Genomic DNA, 25,013 nt, shown 5'->3' on the forward strand with positions numbered 1-25,013 from the left:
GCATCTTGCGAGGGGATTTGTATGCTGAACGGCCTATGGCTTGGGTTTTTTGTGGTCGCGGCGATTTCTGCGCTAGCGCAGTGGCTGGTCGGGGGCAATGCTGGCGTTTTTGCCGCCATGGTCGAGAGCATCTTCGCCATGGCCAAGCTGTCTGTGGAGGTCATGGTGCTGTTGTTCGGCACCCTGACCCTGTGGCTGGGCTTTCTCAACATTGCCGAAAAGGCGGGTATCGTTGACTGGTTGGGCAAAGTCCTGGCGCCGCTGTTTCATCGCCTGATGCCTGAAGTGCCGCGCGGCCACCCGGCGTTAGGCTTGATCACCCTCAACTTCGCCGCCAATGCGCTCGGTCTGGACAACGCCGCCACGCCCATCGGTCTCAAGGCCATGCGCTCGCTGCAAGAGCTCAACCCCAGCCAGACCATCGCCAGCAACGCGCAGATCCTCTTTCTGGTGCTCAACGCCTCTTCGCTGACGCTGCTGCCGGTGACCATCTTCATGTATCGCGCCCAGCAAGGCGCCGCCGATCCCACCATGGTCTTTCTGCCGATCCTGCTCGCCACCAGCGCCTCGACGCTGGTCGGACTGCTGTCGGTGGCCTTTATGCAGCGCCTGAAGTTATGGGACCCGGTGGTGCTCGCTTACCTGATTCCCGGCGCGTTGCTGCTGGGCGGCTTCATGGCGGTACTCGCCGGGCTGTCCGCTGCTGCGCTGTCGAGCCTCTCGTCGGTGCTGGGCAACGTGACGCTGTTCGGCATCATCATGCTGTTCCTGGTGGTTGGCGCGCTGCGTAAGGTCAAGGTGTACGAAACCTTCGTCGAGGGCGCGAAAGAAGGCTTCGACGTTGCCAAGAACCTGCTGCCGTATCTGGTCGCAATGCTCTGCGCTGTTGGGGTACTGCGCGCATCGGGCGCGCTGGATCTGATCCTCGAAGGCATTCGTCACGGGATTCAGTGGGTCGGCCTGGACACGCGCTTCGTTGATGCGCTGCCGACGGCGCTGGTCAAGCCGTTCTCCGGCAGCGCTGCGCGGGCGATGCTGATCGAAACCATGAAAACCCAGGGCGTCGACAGCTTCCCGGCCCTCGTCGCGGCGACGATTCAAGGTAGCACCGAAACTACGTTCTACGTGCTGGCGGTGTACTTTGGCGCCGTGGGCATTCAGCGCGCGCGACACGCAGTGGGCTGCGCGCTGCTGGCGGAATTCGCCGGTGTGGTCGCCGCGATCGCCGTCTGCTACTGGTTCTTCGGCGCGACGGTGTAACGCTTTTCACCCTGCTCGACAGTCCATTGCAACATTTGGGCGGCCAGCGTATCGCTGGCCTGACCGAATGCCGAGACCACCGCTGACACCTGCTTGTCGGCCACCGGCTGATGCACTTCAAAACGCCGGCTCGTCACAATCCGCTGGCGATCGTCGGCGAGGCGCGCATCAAAACGAATCACCACTTCAATGGCCGCCCCGCGATACTCGCTCTGAAACGCCTGCAGCTCTCCGCCTAATTCAAAATCGGCCTGCAGATTGCTGTAGTCGGTGCTGATCGACTGCACTCGCCCGTCGCGGTAGAAAGCATCGGTCAGTCGGTTGCGCAGCAGCACCGGCGCCGGGTCACTCCAGCGCGCGCCCTTGTAGCTGCTGATGACATTGCCCCCGGGGATAACGGCGATGCGCGGGCTGTCCAGTGTCTCGCTGGATTTGGGCCGCACCACCCGCAACGACCACGATACGGGCGCCGTCACTTTGCTGGCGGGCGATGCCGTCGGCAAACGGTAAACGTCTGACGGCGCCTGCTCGGGGAGGATCGAGCAGGCGCCGAGGGACAGCACGGCGGCCGCCAATAACAGCCGAGTGATGGACTGACCGACAAGCCTCATGGCTCGAACTCCTTATTCTTCTCGCTGCCCAGCAAGTAGCCGCTCGGGTTGGCGTTCAGGCTGCGCGAGATGGTTTTCAATGAGCTGAGGGTTTCACGCAGCTCGCGAATCGCCGGGCCCAGTTCGCCCAGCCCTTGCAGGCCATCGTTCACCGAATTCTGGTTGTTCTTGAGCAGCGTATTGATGGTCTGGCTGCTCTGTTCGAGGGATTTCATCGCCTGCTGCGCACTGGCGATGGTTTGCCTGCCATCGCTGGTCAGCAGCTGGTTTGCATTGCGCATCAGTGTTGAGGTTTGCTCCAGCGTCGCACCGGCCTGCTTGCTCAGCAGCGTCATCTGCTTCAACGCCTGACGAATGTCGTCGCGCTGATCGGAGATGGCCCCGGTGGTTTGCTCCAGATGCTGCAGGGTGCGTGACAACGTCTCCACGTTCTCGGAAGAAAACATCGCGTTGGCGTTGTGCAGCAATGCGGTGCTGCCGCTCAGCAAATCATCGCTGTCGTTCAGCAGCCGCGAAATGGGCGACGGCGAGGCGATGATCACTGGCAGGTTGCCGCCCTCGCCCTTCAGTTCCTCGCTTTGGGGTGTGCCGCCGCTGAGCTGAATAAGCGATGTACCCGTGATGCCGGCCAGTGCCAGTTTGGCGAAGGTGTCGCGCTTGATCGGGGTTTCACCGGCCACGCGGATCTGCGCCAGCACCCGGCGCGGGTCTTGGGGATCGAGGCGCAACTGCACGACGTCACCCACCTTGATCCCGCTGTACTGCACTGGACTGCCGCGAGACAGCCCCGTCACCGCTTCGTTGAAGACAACCTGATAGTCCTTGAACGCCGAGTCGACGCTGGATTTGGCAAGCCACAGACCGAACAGCAGCGCGGCAGCGACCACGATCACCGTGAACAGGCCGATCAGAACGTGATGGGCGCGGGTTTCCATCATGAGACCTCGTGTGGGTGGGTGGCCGCCGAATAGGCCGAGCGGCCGCGCGGGCCATGAAAGTATTCGTGAATCCAGGCGTCCTTGGTCGCCGACACCCTGTCGATGGTGTCCGCAACCAGCACGCGCTTCTGCGCCAGCACGGCGACGCGGTCGGTGATTGTATAAAGCGTGTCGAGGTCATGGGTGACCATGAACACGCTCAGCCCCAAGGCGTCGCGCAGGGTCAGAATCAACTGATCAAAGGCGCCGGCGCCTATCGGATCGAGCCCGGCAGTGGGTTCGTCCAGAAACAGGATGTCCGGATCCAGCGCCAGCGCTCGTGCCAGCGCCGCGCGCTTGATCATGCCGCCTGAGAGCGACGCGGGGTATTTGTGCGCCGCCGACAACGGCAGCCCGGCCAACGCCATTTTGATCCCCGCCAGATGCTCGGCCTCCTCGCGGCTAAGTCCGGCGTGTTCGATCAGCGGGAGCGCGACGTTCTCCGTGATGGTCAGCGAGGAGAACAGCGCGCCTTTCTGAAACAGCACCCCGAAACGTCGTTCCACCTGAGAGCGCGCTTTGTCGGACAGATTCAGCAAGTCCTGACCCAAGACGCGGACGCTTCCTGAGGCAGGCCTTTGCAGCCCGACAATGCTGCGCAGCAACACAGATTTGCCGGCGCCGGAACCGCCCACCACGCCAAGGATCTCCCCGCGATACAGGTCCAGATCGAGGTTCTCATGCACCACCTGCGCGCCGAATCGATTGCTCAAGCCGCGGACCTCAATCACCGTCTCGACGGGTTGAACGCAACGGCGGGTCACCAGCCGATCTCCATGCAGAACATCGCGACCAATGCGTCCAGCACGATGACCACGAAAATGGACTGCACCACGCTCGACGTCGTGTGTGCCCCAACGGACTCAGCGCTGCCCTCGACCTTGAAGCCCTCCAGGCAACCGATCGCTGCAATGAAGAACGCAAAGATCGGCGCCTTGGCGATGCCGACGAGAAAGTGCTGCACGCCGATGTCGGCCTGCATCAACGACAGAAACATCGCCGGCGAGATGCCCAGCGACAGAGCGCAGACCACGCCGCCACCGACGATGCCGCAGATCATCGCGAGAAAGGTCAGCATGGGCAGCGAGATAAGCAACGCGATCACGCGGGGCAATACCAGCAGTTCTGTAGGACTTAGCCCCAGGGTTTGCAGCGCGTCCAATTCCTCGTTGGCTTTCATCGAGCCGATCTGCGCGGTGAAGGCGCTGGCCGTGCGACCGGCCAGCAGGATGGCGGTCAACAGCACGGCGAATTCCCGCAGGAACGAGAAGCCGATCAGGTCAACGGTAAAAATCGTAGCGCCAAAGGCCTTCAGCACCGTGGCGCCGAGGAAGGCCACTACGGCGCCAACCATGAACGTCAGCAGCGCCACAATGGGCGCGGCGTCCAGGCCGATTTGCTCGATGTGGGCGATGACGGACGTGGTGCGCCAGCGTTTGGGGCGAAACAGGGTGGACGCGAAGGTCTGCAGGATGAGACCGGTGAAGCCGAGCAGCTGCAGCGTGTCCTTCCAGATCACGTCCACTGCCGAGCCAATTCGCGACAGCAGCTGCATGCCCACGGCCGCCTCGGGCTCTCGGACTGGCTGGCAATAATCTGCCAGTGCGCTCTGGATGGTCTGCATTAGCGCGCGGCTGGATTCTGGCAGGTTGGGCGCTTGCACGGCCAGTAGGCGCAGACGTTGCACGCCGAGGAGCTCCACCAGCAACGAGGCGCCGGCGGTATCGAGGGCGCCGAGTTCGTCCATGTCCACGAGGGTGGCTGGACCGAATCCGGCGCTCAGCGCATCGGTCTGGCGCTTGAGTTCGCGGTAATGGGCAAGCGTCCAGTCCCCGGCAATCCGCAGTTGCACGGGATTGATCGAAGTGTCCAGTAAGACGCGTCCTGGAACCTTGGGCGCGGAGGAAGCCTGCGTGGTCAGTGGGGTCATAGCGACGAGCTTAGTTGGTTTTGGCCGGGGCAGATGGGCTCTCGGCTGGCGCACTGTCCGCAGGTTTTTTCGCCTCCGAATCATCCGGATCCGCAGCGTCGGTGCCTGGCTTCAGGCCTGCCGGCTTGATCTTGTTGCGCGTGACGGCAGGCTGGTCGCGCTCGGTGACGTCAAAGCGCAGCACACCAATCATCTGCCCGTCCTCAGTGAGCACCCTCACCTGCCATTTACCCAACACGTCCGGCGGAAAATTCTGTTTGTGCGTCCAGGCCCGGTAGCCTTCCTCACGACCGCCCTTAATGTCTAGGGCAATGCGCTCTATTTCCTCGCCGTTATGGCGCCACACATGATAAATCCGTTCATTCAGGCCGCGCGGGGCGTTGATCGAGGTGTAGGCGTAGAGCCCGGCGTTGCGCAGCTGGTTGACGCCGATCTCCTGAATGCTCTCGCCGGGGGTGCGATTCTGGTTATCGAAGCGCGTGCTGATTGCCGCCTCGGTCAGCCAGAGGGTTGCCGGCGGCACCCAGAATCGCGCCATCCAGCCCACCCCTCCGATGGCCAGTGTCATGGCCACCACGCCGAGACCGCGTTTCCAGTTGTTGATCGGGTAGCCCGATGCCAGGCTCGGGAACGACAGCAGCATCGCAATGCCCAGTGCCAGCTTGTAGCTCTCGGCCGTGGTCAGGTGAACGATGATCGGCAGCGCCGTGAGCAGTGCGGCGAACAGCGTCAGGGTGTGCAGGGCCATGAACAGCCAGCGGCGCGGCGCCAGCCATTTGTAGTAGAGCGGGTCGATGATCGAAATCAGGCCTGCCGCCCCGAGCAGTCCGGTGAACGCCAGCTGGCCGCTGTACCACGTGGTGGTGACGAAGAAGAACGGCAGTACGAAAAACAGGCTTTCCTGATGGATCATCTGGGTGCCGTAGCGCAACAGCGGCTGCGGGATCTCGCGTTTGAACAGCTTCGCGAACAGGGCGACGGCGCTGTTTTCAACCATCAGCCAGATCCAGCTCACCAGCAGAATGACCGCAATCCAGGTCGCCAGCTTGGCCTGGCGATCCACCAGAATGAAGCTGCCGATGCCTGAGCAGAACCCGAAGAACGCAATCAGCCCGGGGTAGCGCTTGATGAACTCCAGCACTCGCTGTACCAGCGAGTGCTGAATGATTGCGTTAATGTCTGGCATCTCGGGGCGTCGCTCTTCGTGGGTGAGTCTTGGTGTTGGAGTATGGATGTACGGAGCTGGGTGTATTAAAAATAACCAAGCCGGACTGCGCCCACTTCGTCGAAATATTGAAACGCCAAGCGCCTCGCTTACAACGGCCTCTTCTTGTATACCCGCCACCGCCAGAGGATCAGCAACGCCACCAGTGCCGTCAGAAGGCATCCGACTGCGTACAGCTCGTCGTAGCTGAGCAGTGGCTCCTCAACGCGAAGATACCCGGGTTGCGCCAGCAATTGACGCATCGCCTGATTGGCCAGATCCAGACTCACGCCTCGGATCCTCTTGGCCGGATCCTCAAAGCGGCCATCATCGTAATCATTCAGCGCACCCCAGTAATAGTCGGCCAACGCGCTGTTGCCTTGAACCGCCCAGGCCTGCTTGGCAATGGACGCCTGCTGTAGCCGCGCAAAGGTCGCCGGGTCCATGCCTTCCTTGCGCAGCCGCTGGAGCATCGAGCGTACCGCCGCCGTGGCCGAATCGACGTCTTCGCGGTTGAGATCAGCGTTTAGGCTGAGAAAACCGGTGTCCCCAAATGCTTCGCGATCGGCCCATGGCCCGTAGGAATAACCCTTGTCCAGACGCAGTTCGCTGTACAGCGCCCAGTCCAGATACGCTTTCACCAGATCCCAGGTTTCATCATGCTGCTCGCCCATGTCTGGCTCGGGGAACAGCAGATGCAGCTTCGCGCCATCGCCCAACGTGCCCCGCACCAGCGTGCGCTCAGGATCGGCCTTTTCAGTTATCGAACGAAGCGGCGGATGTTCCGTCGGATCGACCGCATTGAGCTGGCCGAAGGTGCGCTCCAAATAAGCAGGCAGCAACTTGTCGAGTTCGCCCACGATGATCAGCGTCATGTTATTGGAGGCGTACCAGTTGTCGTGGATATTCTCGATCTGCTCCAGCGTCAGGTGATCGACCTCAGGCCGCTCCGGGCACTTGAGGCCAAGCTCCACGGCAAGCTGGCTGCTGGCGCCGTGGCCCAGGTCGCGTTTGTCCAGCCAGCGTTGCAAATGCGAATAATGGCCCCCGTCTTCACGAGCGACGATGCGCTTGGCGGTGTCCAGATTGGCTTGATTGATTTGCGTGTGGGTCAGCAGATTGAGCAGCAGGTCGAGCACCTTGCGCTGATTCTGCGCCGGCGCCTCGATGACAAAGGTGGTGTCGGTGTTGCTGGTGAACGCGTTCCATTCACCGCCCAACGCCTGCATCTGCTGCTCTAGGCCGCCCTCACCGCTGTTGTCGATCCCGCTGAACAGCAGATGCTCAAGCAGGTGCGGCAGTTCTTTGTCTTCGCATTTGAAGTCATCGAAGCCAATACCCACGACCAGGCGGATAGCGACGTGACCTTTGTCCGCAGGCTTGAGCAGCAACTGCAAACCGTTGGGCAGCACGTAGCCCTCGACCTGAAACCGGTCGAGGGCCATGGAAGAAAGGGATGTCAGAATCAGACAAACGAACAGCAGGCAACGCATAAAATCGGGCTTCCTTGCGGGCCGGTATGTGTAACAGACTTCGCAGAGGCCCCTGCGTTCACCACGGCTAATCCGCGTTGCCCTCGCTGGACAAGGCGCCTGTGTCGGTGGTTTCAAGGACCGCGTAGGCGCTGCTGCAGAACAGCGAGTTCAGGCGTTTCATGTCGGAAATCAGCTCGAGGTGCAGAGAACTGGTCTCGATACTCTGCACGATCTTGCGTTGCAGTCTGCTGACATGGGCGTGGGCCAGACGCCGCTCCTGTGCCCGAAAACGACGTTTCTCGCGCAACAACTGGCGCGCGCTTTCCGGGTCACCGCTGAGGAAGACCGACAGGCCAAGACGCAGATTCGCCATCAGTTGCTCGTGCAGCCCGGAGAGTTCTTCCAGGCCGACGTCGGAAAACGACCGCCGCTGCGATGTTTTCTGCTGCTGGACCTTGCGCAGCATGCGCTCGATCAGCCCGCTGGCCAGTTCCAGATTGATCGCCAGCTCGATGATCTCGGCCCAGCGGCGATTGTCCTGATCGCTGAGGTCGTCGCGCGGCATCTGCGCCAGGTACAACTTGATGGCGTTGTAGAGCACCTCGACATCGTCGTTGAGCCGGCGCACTTCCTGAGTGACCGCCGTCTGGTTGCCACGCAGTACTTCTTGCATGGCATTGAGCATGCTGTCGATCAGATCACCCATGCGCAAGGTTTCGCGCACCGCGTTTGCCAGCGCCAGGCTTGGTGTGGCGAGTGCGGTCAGGTCCAGATGGCGAGGCTTGGTCTGGCCGTTGATCTCGGCCTGCTGCGGCAGAATCGACGCGCACAGACGCCCCATCGGCCCCACCGTCGGCAGCATGATCAGGCAGCGCAGGGAGTTGTAGATCACATGAAAGCTGATGACCAGGCTCGACGGACTGACATTCAGCGTGTCCATCCACGCCACCAGCGGGGTCAGCACCGGGGTGATCAGCAGCAGGCCGATCAGCTTGTACAGCAGGCTGCCCAGCGCCACTTGCCGACCGGCGACGTTTTGCATGCTGGTGCTAAGGAACGCCAGCAGACCACTGCCGATGTTGGCGCCGATCACCAGACCGATCGCCACCGGCAGGCTGATGATTTCGGCGCCTGCGAGGGTCGCCGTCAGCAGCACGGCCGCAAGGCTTGAATAAGAAATCAACGCGAACATGGCACCGACCAGTGCGTCGAGCAGAAGATCGCCCGTCAGTGACGCAAACAGCACCTTCACACCTGCAGCCTGGGTAATCGGCGCGGCGGCAGTGACGATCAGTTGCAAAGCGAGAATGATCAGGCCCAGGCCAATGCCGACACGACCCAATTGGCCTACACGGGTTTGTTTGCGCGACAGAAAGAAGATCACGCCCAGAAAGATCAGCAGCGGTGATAGCCACGACAGGTCGAACGTCAGGATTCGCGACATCACCGCTGTACCGACGTCGGCACCGAGCATGATGGCCAGGGCGGGCGTCAGGCCCATCAAGCCCTGGCCAACGAACGACGTCACCAGCATTGCCGTGGCGTTACTGCTCTGTACCAGCGCGGTGACGAGTATCCCCGCGACAAATGCCAGCGGGCGTTTGGACATGTTCTGGCCAATGACTCGGCGCAGCTGCGAGCCGTAGACACGCAGAATGCCGGTCCGAACGATGTGTGTGCCCCAGATCAACAGCGCGACGGCGGAAAGCAAATCGAGCAGGGTCAGCATACGGAGAGCCCCCTGTAGGTTGCCCATTGGGCAAAGTTAAAAGGTCCAGCGTGTAGCGAGCGTACGCGCTTGAGGTGCATCGAACAGCGCGCTCAACTAAAGCTTTAGTCGGCCTGTGGCCTTAATGCCAGCATGGCACAGCGGATTATTTCTTGAAACAAATCTGTCATAAATCAGGTGTTTGAACGCCACACTTTTGCGCTCTGCCAATAAAAAACGGGGCGTTCACAGCCCCGTTGTTTTGACGTCTGTGCGGCGGACGTTATTGACCCGGCACGTCCTTGTGAAGTTTCACAGGGTCCTGCATCGCACGTTTTTTAGCCATCGACGTGCGCATCTTGATGTTGATCGCTTCAACTGCCAGCGAGAACGCCATGGCGAAGTAGACGTAGCCCTTCGGCACATGCACATCGAACGACTCGGCAATCAGGACGGTACCGACGACGATCAGGAACGACAGCGCCAGCATCTTCAGCGACGGGTGCTTCTCGATGAAGTCGCTGATGACGCCCGCGCACAGCATCATGATCAGCACCGCCACGATGATCGCCGCCACCATCACCGGTACGTGGGACACCATACCGACAGCAGTGATGACCGAGTCCAGCGAGAATACGATGTCGATGATTGCAATCTGAATGATGGTGTACAGAAACATGCCGCCCTTGCCTTTCGGCTCGTCCAGCGTCTCTTCTTCGCCTTCCATGCCGTGGTAGATCTCTTGCGAGCTCTTCCACAACAGAAACAGGCCACCGAAAAACAGAATCAGGTCGCGTCCGGAAATGCCCTGGCCCCAGACCACGAACAGGTCGTCGGTGAGGCGCATGACCCAGGTGATCGACAGCAGCAGCAGAATCCGCGTCACCATCGCCAGCGCCAGGCCGAAGATACGGGTGCGCGGCTGCATGGCCTTGGGCATGCGGCTGACCAGGATCGAGATCATGATGATGTTGTCGATGCCCAGCACGATTTCCAGGGCGGTCAGCGTGAAGAAAGCAACCCAGATCTCAGGGTTGGTCAGCCATTCCATTACGTATTCCTTTGAGCGTTCGTTTTCCCTCCGGCACGGTTGCGCCAGAGGGAGCGTTGAGTTGCGTTATAGGCTGCTGAAGAACGGGAAGATTCCCATCAGCAGCGCGGCGATCAGAATGCACACGCACACCAGCACGGCCCATTTGAGGGTAAAGCGCTGGTGATCACCGAATTCGATGCCCGCCAGTGCCACCAGCAGATACGTCGACGGCACCAACGGACTCAACAGGTGGACGGGCTGGCCGACGATCGAGGCACGTGCCATTTCCACCGGGCTGATGCCGTAATGCGAAGCGGCTTCGGCCAGTACCGGCAGCACGCCATAGTAGAACGCGTCGTTGGACATGAAGAAGGTGAACGGCATGCTGACCACCGCAGTGATCACGGCCAGATAAGGTCCCATCGCTTCAGGAATCACGGCCAGCAGGCTCTTCGACATCGCGTCGACCATTCCGGTGCCAGACAGGATACCGGTAAAGATCCCCGCAGCAAAAATCAGTCCGACCACTGCCAGCACGCTGCCGGCGTGGGCAGCGACGCGGTCTTTCTGTGCTTGCAGGCACGGGTAGTTGACGATCATGGCGATACTGAACGCAATCATGAACAGCACCGGCAGCGGCAACAGGCCCATGATCAGTGCCACCATCAGCGCCAGCGTCAGTGCGGCGTTGAACCAAATCAGCTTGGGACGGCGGGCTTCAGGAAACTGGGAAACGCTGATGTCGCTGTGATCGCCTTCGTCACCGGGCAAGTGCAGTTCGCCCAGGCGCGCACGTTCACGTTTGCCGTAGAAGTAGGCAATCACCAGAATCGCCACAACGCCCGCCAGCATCGCCGGAATCATAGGCACAAAGATGTCGGATGGATCGACATGCAGGGCACTCGCCGCACGCGCGGTCGGGCCGCCCCATGGGGTCATGTTCATCACGCCGCCGGCCAGAATGATCAGGCCCGCCATTATGCGCGGGCTCATGCCCAGACGGCTGTACAGCGGCAGCATGGCGGCCACGCAGATCATGTACGTCGTGGCGCCATCACCGTCCAGCGAGACAACCAGCGCCAGCACCGCCGTACCGACCGACACTTTGACGGGGTCGCCTTTCACCAGCTTGAGGATCTTGCGCACGGCCGGGTCGAACAGCCCGGAGTCGATCATCAGCGCGAAATAAAGGATGGCGAACATCAGCATCACGCCCGTTGGCGCAAGTTTGGTGATGCCGGCCAGCATCATCGGGCCGATTTCGGAGGCAAAACCACCGAACAGAGCGAAAACAATAGGAACGATGATCAAGGCAATCAGCGCTGACAGGCGCTTGCTCATGATCAGGTACATGAAGGCGACGACCATGGCGAAGCCGAGGAAGGTCAACATAGCAATACTCCAGCGTTACGCGGCGGGGAACGGACGAGACGAATCGATCAGCTCAAAACGAGCGGCGCGTGGAGTCGGGGATTACGGAGGGGGTACTGCTGGGCACATGCAAGCATCGGGAATCACCTAATTGTTGTTGTAGATGGGCCGGAGAACGTCAAGCGCGTTCGTCCTGGCCGACCGGTCTGTCGCCGGCGGTGAGGTGATGCTAAACGGGGAAGCTTTCAGCCAGCTTTCGTTGCACTTCTGAAGTTGACGAGCGGGAGTTTGAGTTATCGACCCCAGGATGCGGTCAGACCCCTACATAACCTGGAGATTGCTCATGAGTGAATTGCATACCGGCGGATGCCATTGCGGCAATCTGCGTTACCAGATCGATGGGCCCGTGGATGACGTTGCCCACTGCCACTGTACGATTTGTCGGCGCACGTCAGGGGGGATCGTCATGACGTGGACCAGCGTGCCGGTCGAGGCTTTCAAATGGTTGGCGGGAAGTCCGACCCCCTATGATTCAGGGCCGACGTGCGTCAGGTATTTCTGCAATAACTGTGGGGCGCAGGTCGCGCTGTTCAGCCGCAACAGCCCGGAGACTATGGACGTGACTATCGCCACCCTTGATCGCCCGGAGCTCACGCCTGCCGATCGGCATATCTGGACCGACAGCCGCCTGCCCTGGCTGCACCTGGACGAGCATCTGCCGGGTGAGCCTGGGGAAACTGACTGAATCATCGCGGGGCGTGCAGTTGCGCAACGATCAAGGCAGCTCCAGGCCGCCGGCTGCTTTGTGCAATGCCCGCAGGTGATCACCGACCTGCTTGAGATTGTCTTCGGTCGCAGCAATCTCGGCGGCGCGGTCGGGATCAAGCAGCGCCCTCACCTCTTTATCCAGATCACCGCTGAGCCGCTGCAGTTGTTTCTGGCGCTGGCTACTTTCGTCTTCCAGACGCTGCCACTCGCCTTCCTGCGGCAGACCGTAGCCGCCGCTGCCGAGCAGTTCCGCCGGGCGACTCAGGAATCCGCTGTTGGCCAGAATGTCCTGCAATGTACCGGTCGCCTTGGAAACGCCGTTATCCTTTTGCTCCACAGCACTTAGATAACGCTGTTTCACCTCATCCTGCGCGAGCAATAGTTGACGACGCAGTCCGGCCTGTTCCAGCAGCAGCATTGCCGCGCTGGTACGCAAGTCAGCCTGAGCGAAATAAGGACGCCGCTCTTGGGGCGTCAATGCCAGCCAGTCTTCAACGGTGGTCTGCTTGACGTTGGTGGTCTTGCGCAGCACATCGAACATCGCCTGATAACGGTCGCGGTACGAGTCGAAGCGGTAGCCCATGCGCAGCGCCTTCTTGGGATCGTCCAGCACGCTGGTATCCGCCAGCCCCCTGCCCTTCAGCACTTCCAGCAGGCCATTGGGCATGATGCTGTCCAGCCCGACAAGCCGCGGATCGTTAGTGCCACTGCGCAGCAGCTTCAGGTTTTCCACCGCGCAGTTATTGGACAGGAACCAGTAATCCCCGTCATAGGCCCAGTGCATCTCGGCTGCGTGCTGAACCAGACCGTTAATCTCCTCACGGGAGAGTTTCAGCGGGACCGAGGCCAGGCCGCGCAGTTCGGTCTTGGTGTACTCATCGATCACCTGACCCAGCGGCAGGACAAACAGGCGCGACGGATACTTGCCGGTCAAGCCGCTCCAGCTGGACAGCTGCAGATCATTGACGAACGCGCGATACGACAGCACCAAGTGCTGATCCAGGTCCAGCCGGCAGTCCGGGCCGCGTGGGCGACCGGGCTTGCAGATCACCAGCCGCAGCATGCTGTGACCCCAACGGCTCGCCAGATTCTGGTTGGCCTCAGCCAGCAGGTAATCGACCTCATACACCCGCTCGGGGTCGAGCTTGCCCAGTGGCTCTCGGGCAAAGTCGTTACCGGCGTTGAGATAAGGATAGGACGTCGGGCACTGATCCTTCGTCGCTGGCGCCCAGTCGAACCGAGCCTTGTAATAGTCGTACAGCGCCGGACGGCGGCAGGCGTAGGCCGGATCGAGGAGGAAGTACTCCATGTTCACCGCAACGAATTCCAGCGGGCTGCTGATTTCGTAGATATCCGGGCTGCGCGCGACCTGGCCATTGCGCTCTTCCCTGTCACCGCGGCGGCCGACGTACTGCGGCCATCCCGCCAGATCCAGAAGGCGCGGATCATCACTCAGCGTGAAACGTCGGTCGGTCTGCCCCCGGCAGCTGTCACGCAGGCCAACCTTCCCCACGCTCTTGCCCTGCCGGGCACACGCAACGATCAGCTTGCGGTCTTCAGGGGACCAGAGCTGCGCGTGATCATAAATATGGGTCAGCTCATGCAGGACCGTGGCGAGCATTTCCTCGCGCACGGTGCCGTGAGGACGGTTGGTTCGTGTCGTTGCGGCGCTGCCGTCGGTCAGGCCTGCGAGCAGGTGCTCATTCAGGTCCAGACGGTAGGGACCGTCTGCACGGCCGTAGGCATTGGACGGCATGTCGTCGGTCCAATGCACTTCCACCTTGCGATCAAGCTTGCTGACGAACAATGGCGGCAGGTGCGCCATGGCTTCGTCGAGCAATGTCTGGCTGGCCTTTTGTTGCGCAGGACTGAGCCCGTCGTTGTGCAGCGACAGGCTGAGGTCGGCGAAGGCGCTCGTGCAAATCAGCGAGAGCGCCGACGTCAGCAGCCAGACAGCGAGGCGTTTCACAGTGCGAGGATGGCCTCGGCGAGGTCCTGATCACTGGCATTACGGGCTTCAGGCAGGCGGTCACGCAGTGTGATGAACGCAGCGTCGAGCAGTGCGCCATGGATGTCACCGTTACTGGCAACATAGCTGGCGGCGTCGTCGCGCGCTTCGAGCACGAGTTTCCAGTTGCGCACGGATGAGGTGGTGTCGGAGGTGAAATCGATGCTGCGGCCGAGGGCGCGAACGACGATGTTACTGGTGGCCTTCAGGGTTTGTGCCTGTGCCATATCAGTCAGCAAGAGCAGGCCAAGGGCGGCAGCGATCAACGGGGTACGCATGGAACGTCTCCAAAATACGGTAGTTACAAAAAAAGTGACTATTGGACGAGGATTGCCTGCGCCAGTTCAAGGTCGCTTGCATGAAGTTTTGGGCGGGTTTGACGCAGGTACGCCAGCGCAGACTCCAGCCGTGCTCCTCGCAGTTGGCCGTCACTGGCGACAAACACTGCAGCATCATCCTGGGCGGCAATTATCAACTTGCTATCGAAAGGCCCGGTTGTTACCTGGCTGGTGGCGTATCCGGTTTTGACCAGGCTTTGTGTTGTCACGTCGAACGCCAGAACCTGAGTTGAAATACTCAAGGCCGCGGTGACGGCAAGCACGAGGCGAAACAACGAATGCATGGCTATTCAGGGCTGTTCAGGTTCGGCGAAACGAGTCGCAAGGCTAGCGCAACACCCGGGCCAGAGCTAGTGCAAAGACCCGGGCTCGCGTTTGAGAAACCTGTCGCGAAGCTGAATCAGATGGCAAGAATCGCTTGCGCGAGTTGCGCGTCCGACGCTTGCAGGCCCGGTGCAACCTCTCGAATGTGTTGCAAGGCGCCCTGTAGCTTCACGCCTCGGATCTCGCCTTCGCTGGCAACGAAGCTTGCCGCGTCGTCGCGGGCGGCCAGGACGATCTTGTCGTCATGGAAGGAGGACGAAATTTTAGACGTGGCGTTGGACGAAGCATCGAGCGCACGGACGATGGTGTCCGTTGTAACCACGAAACTGGAGGCGTGAGCCCCGGTGGTAGCGACGATCAGGAAAGCGGCACTCAACAGGCGAACGCGAGACATACAGGCACTCCAAAATAACGGGATTCGAAAACACAGACGCATAAATCGGGAAGCTCAGCGAGAGCTGTCTTGTGACTGCGTGGTCAAGGTGGCGCAAGATTAGCTTATAAGCGGGCTGCCGAACTATCCCGGCCTTGTGCCAGTCGCCGCTACGTAACTCCATATCTGCCGCAATTGCCCGTGATCGTTGGACTGTAATGAGATTTGCTGAGTTGCGTAAAACTGTACTGGTTGGCCTTTTGCGTGGTTTGCCCTACTCCAGAACGACAAAACCCGCCAGCAGTGACCTGCTGACGGGTTTTGTTTGAACAATTCGGGTTGCTGGTGAGAGGCGCTCGGCCTGGGACCAGCAGACGCTAACTTAGCGCCAGAACGGCTTGCTCAGCTCTTCGTAACGCTGGGATTCGCTGATACCGGCGTCAGCCAGCAAACGTGCATCCAGGCGAGCCAGTTGATGGCGGCTGGACAGGCGACGCTGCCAGAGCATCAGGTTGGCGAACACGCGCAGCGGCAACGAGGCTTGTGCGGTTTTTGCGGTGTCTTCGTAGAACAATTCGGAACTGACGGTGCGTTCCATGATGCTTCTTCCTTCCGCTTGTGGCGGGATTAGAGATTGACTTGATTGGTGACAATATTCCTCTCATTGCCCGTCTCTCTCTAGACACAGTTCATTTGTATTGTGCTGCTCCAGTTAACTGTTAATCACCACTGTTTTGTTCGGAAGTGGGGCAACTGTACGGGTCTGCACCAGAAGTGTGCTTTTTTGGTCATCTGCCAGTCATTTGCCGGTAGACCTACGTGAAATCACCCGTACAGCAGTACAGTTTTTGCAGAATTTGCGTTCAGGCTGCGAACTGTGACGACGAAAGGTCGTCGCCACTGACAAACTGTGTTTTCAGATCGCCAACATGCGGCCGGTTTCTTCCAGGTTCAGGTGCCAGCTGAGTGCATCCCGCAGCACATGCGGCGTGTGACCGCCAATTGCACAGGCGCGGCGGAAGTAGTCATTCAGCGCCTCGCGATAGGCCGGATGCACACAGTTGTCGATGATGACCCGGGCGCGCTCGCGGGGTGCCAAGCCTCGCAGGTCTGCCAGTCCGATCTCGGTGACCAGAATGTCTACATCGTGTTCGGTATGGTCTACGTGGCTGACCATTGGCACCACGCTTGAAATGGCTCCGGCTTTGGCAATGGACTTCGTCACGAATATGGCGAGATGGGCGTTGCGGGCGAAGTCGCCTGACCCGCCTATCCCGTTCATCATCCGTGTGCCGCCCACGTGAGTGGAGTTGACGTTCCCGTACAGGTCGAACTCCAGGGCAGTGTTAATACCAATGATGCCCAGGCGGCGGACGACCTCCGGATGGTTCGAGATTTCCTGGGGGCGCAGTAACAGTCTGGATCTGTACTGCTCCAGATTGTCGTAGACCGCGGCGTGCTTGCGCTCGGACAGCGTCATGGAGCAGCCCGAAGCAAAATCCAGCTTACCCGCCTCGAACAGATCGAACGTCGAATCCTGCAGCACTTCCGAATACATGGTCATGCCGTGAAAGGGTGAATCGATCAGCCCGGTCATGACGGCATTGGCGATCGTGCCTACCCCCGCCTGCAGCGGCATGAGCTGATTGGTCAGGCGTTTCAGCCGCACTTCGCCTTTGAAGAACTCGACCAAGTGGCCCGCGATAGCCTGAGTGTCAGTGTCTGCCGGCAACACAGTCGACGGCGAGTCGGGTTGAGTGCTGATCACGATGCCGACGATCTTGGCCGGATCGATCTTCACGGCCTGACTGCCGATTCGGGTATCGGTCTTGAGCACCGGGATCGGCAGGCGTGTTGGTCGGTAGGTCGGTATATAGATGTCATGCAACCCTTCGAGCTCCATGGGTTGGGCAAGGTTGATCTCGATAATCACGTGTTCGGCAAGAATGGCGAAGCTCGCCGAGTTGCCGACTGACGTGCTGAGCACCAGATGTCCCTCTTCGGTGATTGCTACGCATTCGATCACGGCGATGTCCACGGCCTTGATCTGGCGATTGCGCAGCTGCTCGACGGTGTCCGACAAGTGCTGGTCAATGAACATCACGGTGCCGTCGTTGATGGCCTTGCGCAGGGTGCTGTCGACCTGAAACGGCATGCGGCGGGAGAGCACGCCTGCTTCCGTCAGTTGCTTGTCCAGATCGTTGCCCAGGCTGGCGCCCGTCATCAGGCTGATCTTCAGCGGAACAGTCTTGGCGCGTTCGGCCAGCGCCTGAGGCACGGCCTTGGCTTCGCCGGCGCGGGTGAAGCCGCTCATGCCGACGGTCATGCCGTCCTTGATCAAGGAAGCGGCGTCGGCCGCGCTCATTATCTTGCTCATCAGCGAGGGCAGACGGATTCGTTCACGGTGCATGTTGTTTAATCTCATGACAAAGATGCGTGAGCGAAGTCTAGAGATTTGAGGAGCGTTCGTCCCGCTACCAAGGTCGCACTAAAGGCTCTAATTAGCGCCTTTGCGCGAGAAACACTTTTACCCGGGCTGTAAAAAACCCTCGGCCATCACCTGCGCCGAGGGTTGTTTCATCGCGAGTTGCAGCGATTATTCGATCGCTTTGACCATGTCCTCGATGACCTTTTTGGCGTCACCAAAGACCATCATGGTTTTGTCCAGGTAGAACAGTTCGTTATCCAGGCCTGCATAGCCGCTGGCCATGGAGCGCTTGTTGACGATGATGGTCTTGGCCTTGTACGCCTCGAGAATCGGCATGCCGGCAATCGGCGACTTGGGATCGTTTTTCGCCGCCGGATTGACCACATCATTGGCGCCCAGCACCAGGACGACGTCCGCCTGACCGAACTCGGAGTTGATGTCCTCCATCTCAAACACTTGATCGTAAGGCACCTCGGCTTCCGCCAGCAGCACGTTCATGTGCCCCGGCATCCGGCCGGCCACCGGGTGGATCGCGTACTTCACCGTAACGCCCGCGTGGGTCAGCTTTTCGGTCAGCTCTTTCAGCGCGTGCTGCGCTCGAGCAACCGCCAGCCCGTAACCCGGCACGATGATTACGGTGTCGGCGTTGGTCAGCAGGAAGGTTGCATCGTCAGCCGATCCCGATTTAACCGGACGGGCTTCCTTGCTGCCGCTCGTAGCACCGGCATCCACTGCGCCACCGAAGCCGCCGCCGATCACGTTGAAGAACGAGCGGTTCATTGCCTTGCACATGATGTACGACAGAATCGCGCCGGATGAGCCGACCAGAGAGCCGGCGATGATCAGCATCGAGTTGTTCAGCGAGAAGCCAATACCCGCCGCTGCCCAGCCCGAGTAACTGTTGAGCATCGACACCACAACCGGCATGTCTGCGCCACCAATCGGGATAATCAGCAGCACGCCAATCACGAACGCCAGGATCAGCATGACGCTGAACGCGAACAGGCTACCCGTCAGCATGAACGTGATGCCGAACAGCAGCGTCGCCAGACCCAGAACCAGATTGAGCTTGTGCTGACCGGCAAACTGCACCGGTGCGCCCTGGAACAGGCGGAACTTGTATTTGCCCGACAGCTTGCCGAAGGCGATGACCGAACCGGAGAACGTAATCGCCCCGATCGCCGCGCCCAGGAACAACTCCAGACGGTTGCCCGCAGGAATCGGATCGCCTAAGTGGTGAACGATGCCCAGCGACTGTGGCTCGACCACCGCAGCGATGGCGATGAACACGGCTGCCAGACCAATCATGCTGTGCATGAAGGCGACCAATTCAGGCATCTTGGTCATCTCGACGCGCTTGGCCATGATCGAACCGGCAGTACCGCCGACCAGCAGACCGATAAGGATGTAGCCAATGCCTGCGCTGGCGCCGTCGGTAGATAGCGCAGCCAGTTTGAACACCAGTCCTATCGTAGTCAGAACAGCCAGGCCCATGCCGAGCATGCCGAACAGATTGCCTCGGCGCGAGGTGGTTGGGTGAGACAAGCCCTTCAGCGCCTGGATGAAGCAGATGGCCGAAACGAGGTACAGCAAGGTGACGAGGTTCATGCTCATTACTTGGCCACCTCGTCTTTTGCCTTGGGCGCTTTCTTTTTGAACATCTCAAGCATCCGCCGGGTGACGAGAAAACCGCCGAAGACGTTAACGGCCGCCAGCGCAACGGCCAGGGTGCCCATGGTTTTGCCCAGTGGCGTCACTGTCAGCGCGGCGGCAAGCATGGCGCCGACGATGACGATGGCCGAGATAGCGTTCGTGACTGCCATCAGGGGCGTGTGCAGTGCAGGCGTCACGTTCCAGACCACGTGGTAGCCGACGTAAATGGCCAGCACGAAGATGATCAGGTTGTAGATACCGGGTGAGATGAACTCTTCCATTATTTTTATCCTCAGCCGTTCTTGCGGATGACTTGGCCATCGCGGCACATAAGGCACGCGGCAACGATGTCGTCTTCGAGGTTGATCTGGAACTGGCCTTCCTGGGTGAAGAGCAGCTTCATGAAGTCCAGCAGGTTGCGGGCATAAAGAGCCGACGCATCCGCCGCGACCATGGCGGGCAGATTCGTGTGGCCAACGATGGTCACGCCATGCTCGACCACCACTTGGTCGGCTACCGTCAGAGGGCAGTTGCCGCCCTGCGCTGCCGCCAGATCGATCACCACCGAGCCGGGCTTCATCTGCGCGACCGTTTCAGCGCTTAACAGCACCGGAGCCTTGCGACCGGGAATCAGCGCCGTGGTAATCACGATGTCCGCCTGTTTGGCACGCTCATGAACGGCCACAGCCTGACGCTGCATCCAGCTGGCCGGCATCGGGCGGGCGTAACCGCCGACGCCCACGGCAGCTTCCCGCTCCTCGTCAGTCTCGTAGGGCACGTCAACGAACTTGGCCCCTAGCGACTCGATCTGCTCCTTCACCGCCGGACGTACGTCAGAGGCCTCAATGACCGCACCCAGTCGTTTGGCAGTGGCGATGGCCTGCAGCCCCGCAACCCCCGCTCCGAGAATCAGCACGCGCGCTGCTTTCACCGTACCGGCCGCTGTCATCAGCATGGGCATAAAGCGCGGGTAGTGCTGCGCCGCCAACAGCACAGCCTTATAGCCAGCGATGTTGGCTTGGGAAGACAGCACGTCGAGGCTTTGCGCGCGAGAGGTACGTGGCGCGGCTTCGAGGGCAAAAGCGGTGATACCGCGTTCAGCCAGCTTGGCGATCATGTCGTTATTGAAAGGGTTGAGCATCCCGACCACCACTGCGCCGCTTTTGATCAACGGCAACTCGGCGTCGCCGGGAGCGGAGACCTTGAGGATGAGTTCAGCGCCGAATGCATCGGCGGTGCTGCCGATCAATGCACCTGCCGCCTCATAAGCACTGTCGGTCACGCTCGCCGCAATGCCCGCGCCGTTCTGCACAGTCACGGTGTGGCCTTGGGCGACGAGCTTTTTGATGGTTTCGGGAGTGGCGGCGACCCGGGTTTCACCAGGCTGGGTTTCGAGGGGGACTCCAATGTGCACGTCAAATCTCCTGCGTGATCTTATTGTCTTAATTAGGCCAGCGCGCTACGGCCCGAGGGCTGGGATTGCGATCACTACGCCCGTTAACACAGCCGGGCGCGGCATTTTGCAGGGGATACCAGAGGCCTTCAAGGGTTTCTGTAACCGAACGAAAAATGTACTACAAGTCACCCTGTGACCGATTGACGCACAAAACCGGTTAAGCCATTGATAACAAATACATTTCCTTGGTAACGGGTGCTCACGACCGTGTTAAGGCAAAATTCCTAAAATGAAGTGAAATCAGGCTGTAGAGCGCTATTTGTATGACTATTGGGATAACGCGAGCAAAAAGAAGCGTGTGTCGCAAATGCGACAAATCAAGATATATGTAGGTTTTAGGATCTTCGTACTACACGGAAACGTGCGTGTTGTGGATAGGCATTCAGGGCAGGGAGTAGGTCTTGGCCTGCTGAATCAGCCAGTCGCGAAACGCCTTCAGCGACGCTGATTCCGTTTTGCGCTCCGGAATCATCAAGTAATACGCTTTTAAGCTTGAAAGCTGGTGAGGGTTGGCAATCACCAGGCGTTTTTCGGCCAGTTCATGCTGAATAAGAAATGGTGGTATGAGCGCCACACCCATGTCGTGCATGGCTGCTTGAGCGAGCATGGAGAATAGCTCGTATCGGGGACCTGTCATGTCGCGAGCCACCCCCATGTCCAGCGAGTTGAACCACTGCCGCCAGGCGTAGGGCCGAGTGGTTTGCTGGAGCAGCGGCATCTCGGCCAACTCTTGAGCGCTGATGCTGTGCCGTGCCCCAAGCAGTGCCGGACTGCAGACCGGCATGGGATTTTCGCCCATCAGTCTGTGGGACTCGGTACCGGACCAATCAGCATCACCAAAGTAGATAGCTGCGTCGAATTCGGTATCGGCAAACAAAAACGGTCGCGTGCGGTTGGTCAGGTTGATAGTGACGTCAGGGTGGTTCTTCTGAAAATCCTTTAGGCGTGGCAGTAACCATTGCGTGCCAAAGGTGGGCACTACCGCCAGTTCGATCACATTGACGCCCTGATGACCCATCACTGACAGCGTGTCGCGTTCAACAGCGTCAAGTTGCGTTGCGATGCGCCGGCTGTAGGAAAGGCCAGCCTCCGTAAGCTTCACACCCCGTCGTGAACGTCGGAACAGGCCGACATTCAAGAACGCTTCCAGGCTCGCGACCTGACGGCAGATCGCGCTCTGGGTCAGAGAAAGCTCCTCAGCCGCCTTGGTGAAGCTCTCGTGCCGCGCGGCTGCCTCGAAGCTCACCAGCGCAGCGGTGCTTGGGATTTTACGACGCATGTACCTTTGCCTCACTCACAGCGACGGCCCGCTGGCACCGGCCGTGTCTCGGAGTGAGAAATTAACACAGGATGATGCGAAATCGTCGTTTGCTCGATCCAGGGTTCAGGCCTAGGCTCGCTTCATTACTTCTCCGGCAGGTCCGGAAGCGCATTTGGTGAGGAGAGAGTCATGAGCGGCAAGGCAAGTTTCAGTTGGATCGACCCCCTGTTGCTGGACCAGCAACTCACCGAAGAAGAGCGCATGGTTCGCGACAGCGCCGAGCAGTTCGCCAGGGACAAACTGGCACCGCGTGTGCTTGAAGCCTTCCGCCATGAAAAGACAGATCCGGCGATCTTTCGCGAGATGGGTGAGATAGGTCTTCTCGGCGCCACGATCCCGGAGCAGTACGGCGGCAGCGGTCTGAACTACGTGTGTTACGGCTTGATTGCTCGCGAGGTCGAGCGCGTCGATTCCGGTTATCGTTCGATGATGAGCGTGCAGTCCTCCCTGGTCATGGTGCCTATCAACGAATTTGGTACTGAAGCGCAGAAGCAGAAATACCTGCCAAAGCTTGCGTCCGGTGAATGGATTGGTTGCTTCGGCCTTACCGAACCCAATCATGGTTCGGATCCGGGCGCGATGATCACCCGTGCGCGGAGCGTCGAAGGCGGCTACCGTCTGACCGGCAGCAAAATGTGGATCACCAACAGCCCGATCGCCGATGTCTTTGTTGTCTGGGGCAAAGATGACGCCGGCGATATCCGCGGCTTCGTACTGGAAAAGGGCTGGCAAGGCCTGACTGCTCCGGCGATTCACGGCAAGGTCGGCCTGCGCGCTTCGATCACTGGCGAGATCGTGATGGACAACGTGTTTGTGCCGGAAGAGAACATTTTCCCGGACGTCCGCGGTCTTAAAGGTCCGTTCACGTGCCTGAACTCCGCCCGCTATGGCATTTCCTGGGGGGCCTTGGGGGCTGCCGAGTTTTGCTGGCACACCGCGCGTCAATACACACTGGACCGTCAACAATTCGGCCGTCCCCTCGCAGCTAACCAGCTGATCCAGAAAAAGCTCGCTGACATGCAGACCGAGATCACGCTGGCGCTTCAAGGCTGCCTGCGTCTTGGCCGAATGAAAGACGAGGGCACTGCAGCGGTTGAAATCACCTCCATCATGAAGCGCAACTCCTGCGGCAAGTCGCTGGACATCGCGCGTATGGCGCGTGACATGCTGGGTGGCAACGGCATCTCTGATGAGTTCGGTATCGCCAGGCATCTGGTCAATCTGGAGGTGGTAAATACCTACGAAGGTACCCACGACGTCCATGCGCTTATCCTTGGTCGCGCGCAAACCGGCATCCAGGCCTTCTATTAAGGAGCCAGCAATGGGCGCGTTATCGCATTTGCGTGTGCTGGACTTGTCCAGGGTCCTCGCCGGCCCTTGGGCAGGGCAGATTCTGGCTGACCTCGGCGCCGAGGTGATCAAGATCGAGCGCCCGGGTAACGGCGACGACACGCGCGCGTGGGGGCCGCCCTTCCTGAAGGATCCGCGCGGAGAAAACACGTCTGAAGCTGCGTACTACCTGTCAGCCAACCGCAACAAACAGTCCGTCACCATCGACTTCACCCAACCCGAAGGCCAGAAGCTGGTCCGCGAACTGGCGGCGAAGTCCGATATCGTCATCGAGAACTTCAAGGTTGGCGGGCTGAAGGCCTACGGTTTGGATTACGAATCACTGCAACTGGAGAACCCCAGGCTCATATATTGCTCCATTACCGGGTTCGGTCAGACGGGACCCTACGCCAAGCGAGCAGGTTACGACTTCATGATCCAGGGGCTCGGTGGGCTGATGAGCCTTACCGGTCGTCCCGAGGGGGAGGATGGCGCGGGACCGGTGAAGGTCGGCGTGGCGCTGACGGATATTCTGACGGGGCTGTATTCGACTTCTGCGATTCTTGCTGCTCTGGCGCATCGGGATCAGGGGGGGGCTGGTCAGCACATCGACATGGCGTTGCTGGATGTGCAGGTCGCCTGCCTGGCAAATCAGGCAATGAATTACCTGACGACGGGCGTATCGCCAAGGCGACTGGGTAATGCTCACCCGAATATCGTGCCCTACCAGGATTTTCCCACCGCCGATGGCGATTTCATTCTCACGGTGGGGAACGACAACCAGTTCCGCAAATTCGCAGAAGTGGCCGGGCAGCCGCAGTGGGCCAGCGATCCGCGGTTTGCGAGTAATAAGCAGCGCGTGGCGCATCGTGCGGAGCTGATCCCGCTGATCCGGCAGGCCACCGTCTTCAAGACCACGGCCGAATGGGTCACGGCGTTGGAGGGGGCCGGCGTACCGTGTGGCCCTATTAACGATGTCGCCCAGGTGTTCGCAGATCCGCATGTGCAATTCCGCTGTCTCCAGGTTGAGTTGCCTCATGCATTGGGCGGGACTGTTCCTCAGGTTGCCAGTCCGATTCGTTTATCTGCCACGCCTGTTGAATATCGGCGTGCGCCGCCGCTGTTGGGAGAGCACACATTGGAAGTTCTAACCGGCTTATTAGGAATACCTGACGCTGAGGTAATTGCCTTGCGTCAGAGGGGCGTTTTCTAAGGGCTGGTGCTCTTGCAGGAGTCTTTAGCCGGTCTCTATATAAACAGAAGGAAGTATCGGATTTCCTTAGGTTTTTGGCTTTTTCGCCAAAAGTTCAAATTAGGTGTTGACGCCCCTCTGGATCTGTCTATAATTCGCCCCACTTCCGGCGCAGACGAAACGGAAAACTCCTTGATAATCAACGAGTTGGACGAAGTAAGCAGCGAGGAATGCTTCGGTTCAGATGCTTGAAT

23 protein-coding genes are annotated in these 25,013 nt (G+C 59.8%); 4 read left to right on the forward strand and 19 right to left on the reverse strand.

Features of this window, described 5'->3' with window-relative positions:
- Positions 1–21: 21 nt before the first annotated feature.
- A complete protein-coding gene (locus ABEH28_RS26185; protein WP_192174455.1) occupies positions 22–1,260 on the forward strand; it encodes a spore maturation protein in 1,239 nt (412 codons plus the stop codon).
- Here the strand turns inward: ABEH28_RS26185 and ABEH28_RS26190 are convergent.
- The 9 genes from ABEH28_RS26190 to ABEH28_RS26230 form a co-directional block, all read right to left on the reverse strand.
- Positions 1,233–1,871, reverse strand: coding sequence for an ABC-type transport auxiliary lipoprotein family protein (locus ABEH28_RS26190; RefSeq protein ID WP_346631482.1), 639 nt, complete (start codon positions 1,869–1,871; stop codon positions 1,233–1,235). The genes ABEH28_RS26185 and ABEH28_RS26190 overlap by 28 nt on opposite strands.
- Positions 1,868–2,806 (reverse strand): MlaD family protein, encoded by a 939-nt coding sequence (locus ABEH28_RS26195; RefSeq protein ID WP_122623686.1) that lies wholly within the window; start codon positions 2,804–2,806, stop codon positions 1,868–1,870. Before ABEH28_RS26195 ends, ABEH28_RS26190 begins: the two co-directional genes overlap by 4 nt.
- Positions 2,806–3,612, reverse strand: coding sequence for an ATP-binding cassette domain-containing protein (locus ABEH28_RS26200; protein WP_346631483.1), 807 nt, complete (start codon positions 3,610–3,612; stop codon positions 2,806–2,808). The genes ABEH28_RS26195 and ABEH28_RS26200 overlap by 1 nt, the downstream gene beginning before the upstream one ends.
- Positions 3,609–4,778 carry an ABC transporter permease gene (locus tag ABEH28_RS26205; protein WP_346631484.1) on the reverse strand — a complete coding sequence of 390 codons (1,170 nt, stop codon included), beginning with the start codon at positions 4,776–4,778 and terminating at the stop codon, positions 3,609–3,611. The genes ABEH28_RS26200 and ABEH28_RS26205 overlap by 4 nt, the downstream gene beginning before the upstream one ends.
- Before the next feature lie 10 nt (positions 4,779–4,788).
- Positions 4,789–5,964 (reverse strand): DUF5924 family protein, encoded by a 1,176-nt coding sequence (locus tag ABEH28_RS26210; protein ID WP_346631485.1) that lies wholly within the window; start codon positions 5,962–5,964, stop codon positions 4,789–4,791.
- 128 nt (positions 5,965–6,092) lie between these two features.
- Positions 6,093–7,475: an insulinase family protein gene (locus tag ABEH28_RS26215; protein ID WP_346631486.1), complete on the reverse strand. Its 1,383-nt coding sequence runs from the start codon at positions 7,473–7,475 to the stop codon at positions 6,093–6,095.
- A 67-nt stretch (positions 7,476–7,542) separates the two neighbouring features.
- A complete protein-coding gene (locus tag ABEH28_RS26220) occupies positions 7,543–9,186 on the reverse strand; it encodes a Na/Pi cotransporter family protein (RefSeq protein WP_192174461.1) in 1,644 nt (547 codons plus the stop codon).
- Between the two features lie 262 nt (positions 9,187–9,448).
- Positions 9,449–10,216 carry a TerC family protein gene (locus ABEH28_RS26225; protein ID WP_192174462.1) on the reverse strand — a complete coding sequence of 256 codons (768 nt, stop codon included), beginning with the start codon at positions 10,214–10,216 and terminating at the stop codon, positions 9,449–9,451.
- Between the two features lie 66 nt (positions 10,217–10,282).
- Entirely contained in the window at positions 10,283–11,590 is a 1,308-nt protein-coding gene (locus ABEH28_RS26230; protein WP_192174463.1) for a CitMHS family transporter, read from the reverse strand.
- A gap of 322 nt (positions 11,591–11,912) precedes the next feature.
- Between ABEH28_RS26230 and ABEH28_RS26235 the strand changes: the two genes are divergently transcribed.
- Positions 11,913–12,314 carry a GFA family protein gene (locus ABEH28_RS26235; RefSeq protein ID WP_192174464.1) on the forward strand — a complete coding sequence of 134 codons (402 nt, stop codon included), beginning with the start codon at positions 11,913–11,915 and terminating at the stop codon, positions 12,312–12,314.
- Between the two features lie 30 nt (positions 12,315–12,344).
- Here ABEH28_RS26235 and ABEH28_RS26240 read toward each other — a convergent pair whose 3' ends face one another.
- The 10 genes from ABEH28_RS26240 to ABEH28_RS26285 all read right to left on the reverse strand — a co-directional run bounded on the left by ABEH28_RS26240 (position 12,345) and on the right by ABEH28_RS26285 (position 22,196).
- Positions 12,345–14,306: a DUF4105 domain-containing protein gene (locus ABEH28_RS26240; protein WP_346631487.1), complete on the reverse strand. Its 1,962-nt coding sequence runs from the start codon at positions 14,304–14,306 to the stop codon at positions 12,345–12,347.
- Complete coding sequence (locus ABEH28_RS26245) at positions 14,303–14,623, reverse strand: DUF2388 domain-containing protein (RefSeq protein WP_037017155.1); 321 nt, start codon at positions 14,621–14,623, stop codon at positions 14,303–14,305. The genes ABEH28_RS26240 and ABEH28_RS26245 overlap by 4 nt, the downstream gene beginning before the upstream one ends.
- A 38-nt stretch (positions 14,624–14,661) precedes the next feature.
- The gene (locus ABEH28_RS26250; protein WP_282365496.1) at positions 14,662–14,967 is read right to left on the reverse strand and encodes a DUF2388 domain-containing protein; all 306 of its coding nucleotides are present in this window, start codon (positions 14,965–14,967) and stop codon (positions 14,662–14,664) included.
- A gap of 116 nt (positions 14,968–15,083) precedes the next feature.
- Complete coding sequence (locus ABEH28_RS26255; protein WP_346631488.1) at positions 15,084–15,401, reverse strand: DUF2388 domain-containing protein; 318 nt, start codon at positions 15,399–15,401, stop codon at positions 15,084–15,086.
- A 361-nt stretch (positions 15,402–15,762) separates the two neighbouring features.
- Complete coding sequence (locus ABEH28_RS26260; RefSeq protein ID WP_346631489.1) at positions 15,763–15,978, reverse strand: DUF1127 domain-containing protein; 216 nt, start codon at positions 15,976–15,978, stop codon at positions 15,763–15,765.
- 318 nt (positions 15,979–16,296) lie between these two features.
- On the reverse strand, positions 16,297–17,790 hold the full coding sequence (locus tag ABEH28_RS26265; RefSeq protein WP_346631490.1) for an acetyl-CoA hydrolase/transferase family protein: 1,494 nt from the start codon (positions 17,788–17,790) through the stop codon (positions 16,297–16,299).
- Between the two features lie 186 nt (positions 17,791–17,976).
- A complete protein-coding gene (locus ABEH28_RS26270; RefSeq protein WP_192174468.1) occupies positions 17,977–19,422 on the reverse strand; it encodes an NAD(P)(+) transhydrogenase (Re/Si-specific) subunit beta in 1,446 nt (481 codons plus the stop codon).
- Positions 19,422–19,742: an NAD(P) transhydrogenase subunit alpha gene (locus ABEH28_RS26275; protein ID WP_065987890.1), complete on the reverse strand. Its 321-nt coding sequence runs from the start codon at positions 19,740–19,742 to the stop codon at positions 19,422–19,424. The genes ABEH28_RS26270 and ABEH28_RS26275 overlap by 1 nt, the downstream gene beginning before the upstream one ends.
- An 11-nt stretch (positions 19,743–19,753) precedes the next feature.
- Positions 19,754–20,875: a Re/Si-specific NAD(P)(+) transhydrogenase subunit alpha gene (locus ABEH28_RS26280; RefSeq protein ID WP_346631491.1), complete on the reverse strand. Its 1,122-nt coding sequence runs from the start codon at positions 20,873–20,875 to the stop codon at positions 19,754–19,756.
- Positions 20,876–21,299: 424 nt separating this feature from the next.
- Positions 21,300–22,196, reverse strand: coding sequence for a LysR family transcriptional regulator (locus tag ABEH28_RS26285; RefSeq protein WP_346631492.1), 897 nt, complete (start codon positions 22,194–22,196; stop codon positions 21,300–21,302).
- Between the two features lie 171 nt (positions 22,197–22,367).
- Here ABEH28_RS26285 and ABEH28_RS26290 point away from each other — a divergent pair, with 171 nt between their 5' ends.
- Both ABEH28_RS26290 and ABEH28_RS26295 read left to right on the forward strand, forming a co-directional pair.
- Complete coding sequence (locus tag ABEH28_RS26290; protein ID WP_122534346.1) at positions 22,368–23,549, forward strand: acyl-CoA dehydrogenase; 1,182 nt, start codon at positions 22,368–22,370, stop codon at positions 23,547–23,549.
- Between the two features lie 10 nt (positions 23,550–23,559).
- Positions 23,560–24,780 carry a CaiB/BaiF CoA-transferase family protein gene (locus ABEH28_RS26295; protein ID WP_346631493.1) on the forward strand — a complete coding sequence of 407 codons (1,221 nt, stop codon included), beginning with the start codon at positions 23,560–23,562 and terminating at the stop codon, positions 24,778–24,780.
- Positions 24,781–25,013 lie beyond the last annotated feature (233 nt).

The organism is Pseudomonas sp. Ps21-P2 (genome assembly GCF_039672565.1).
GTDB lineage: Bacteria > Pseudomonadota > Gammaproteobacteria > Pseudomonadales > Pseudomonadaceae > Aquipseudomonas.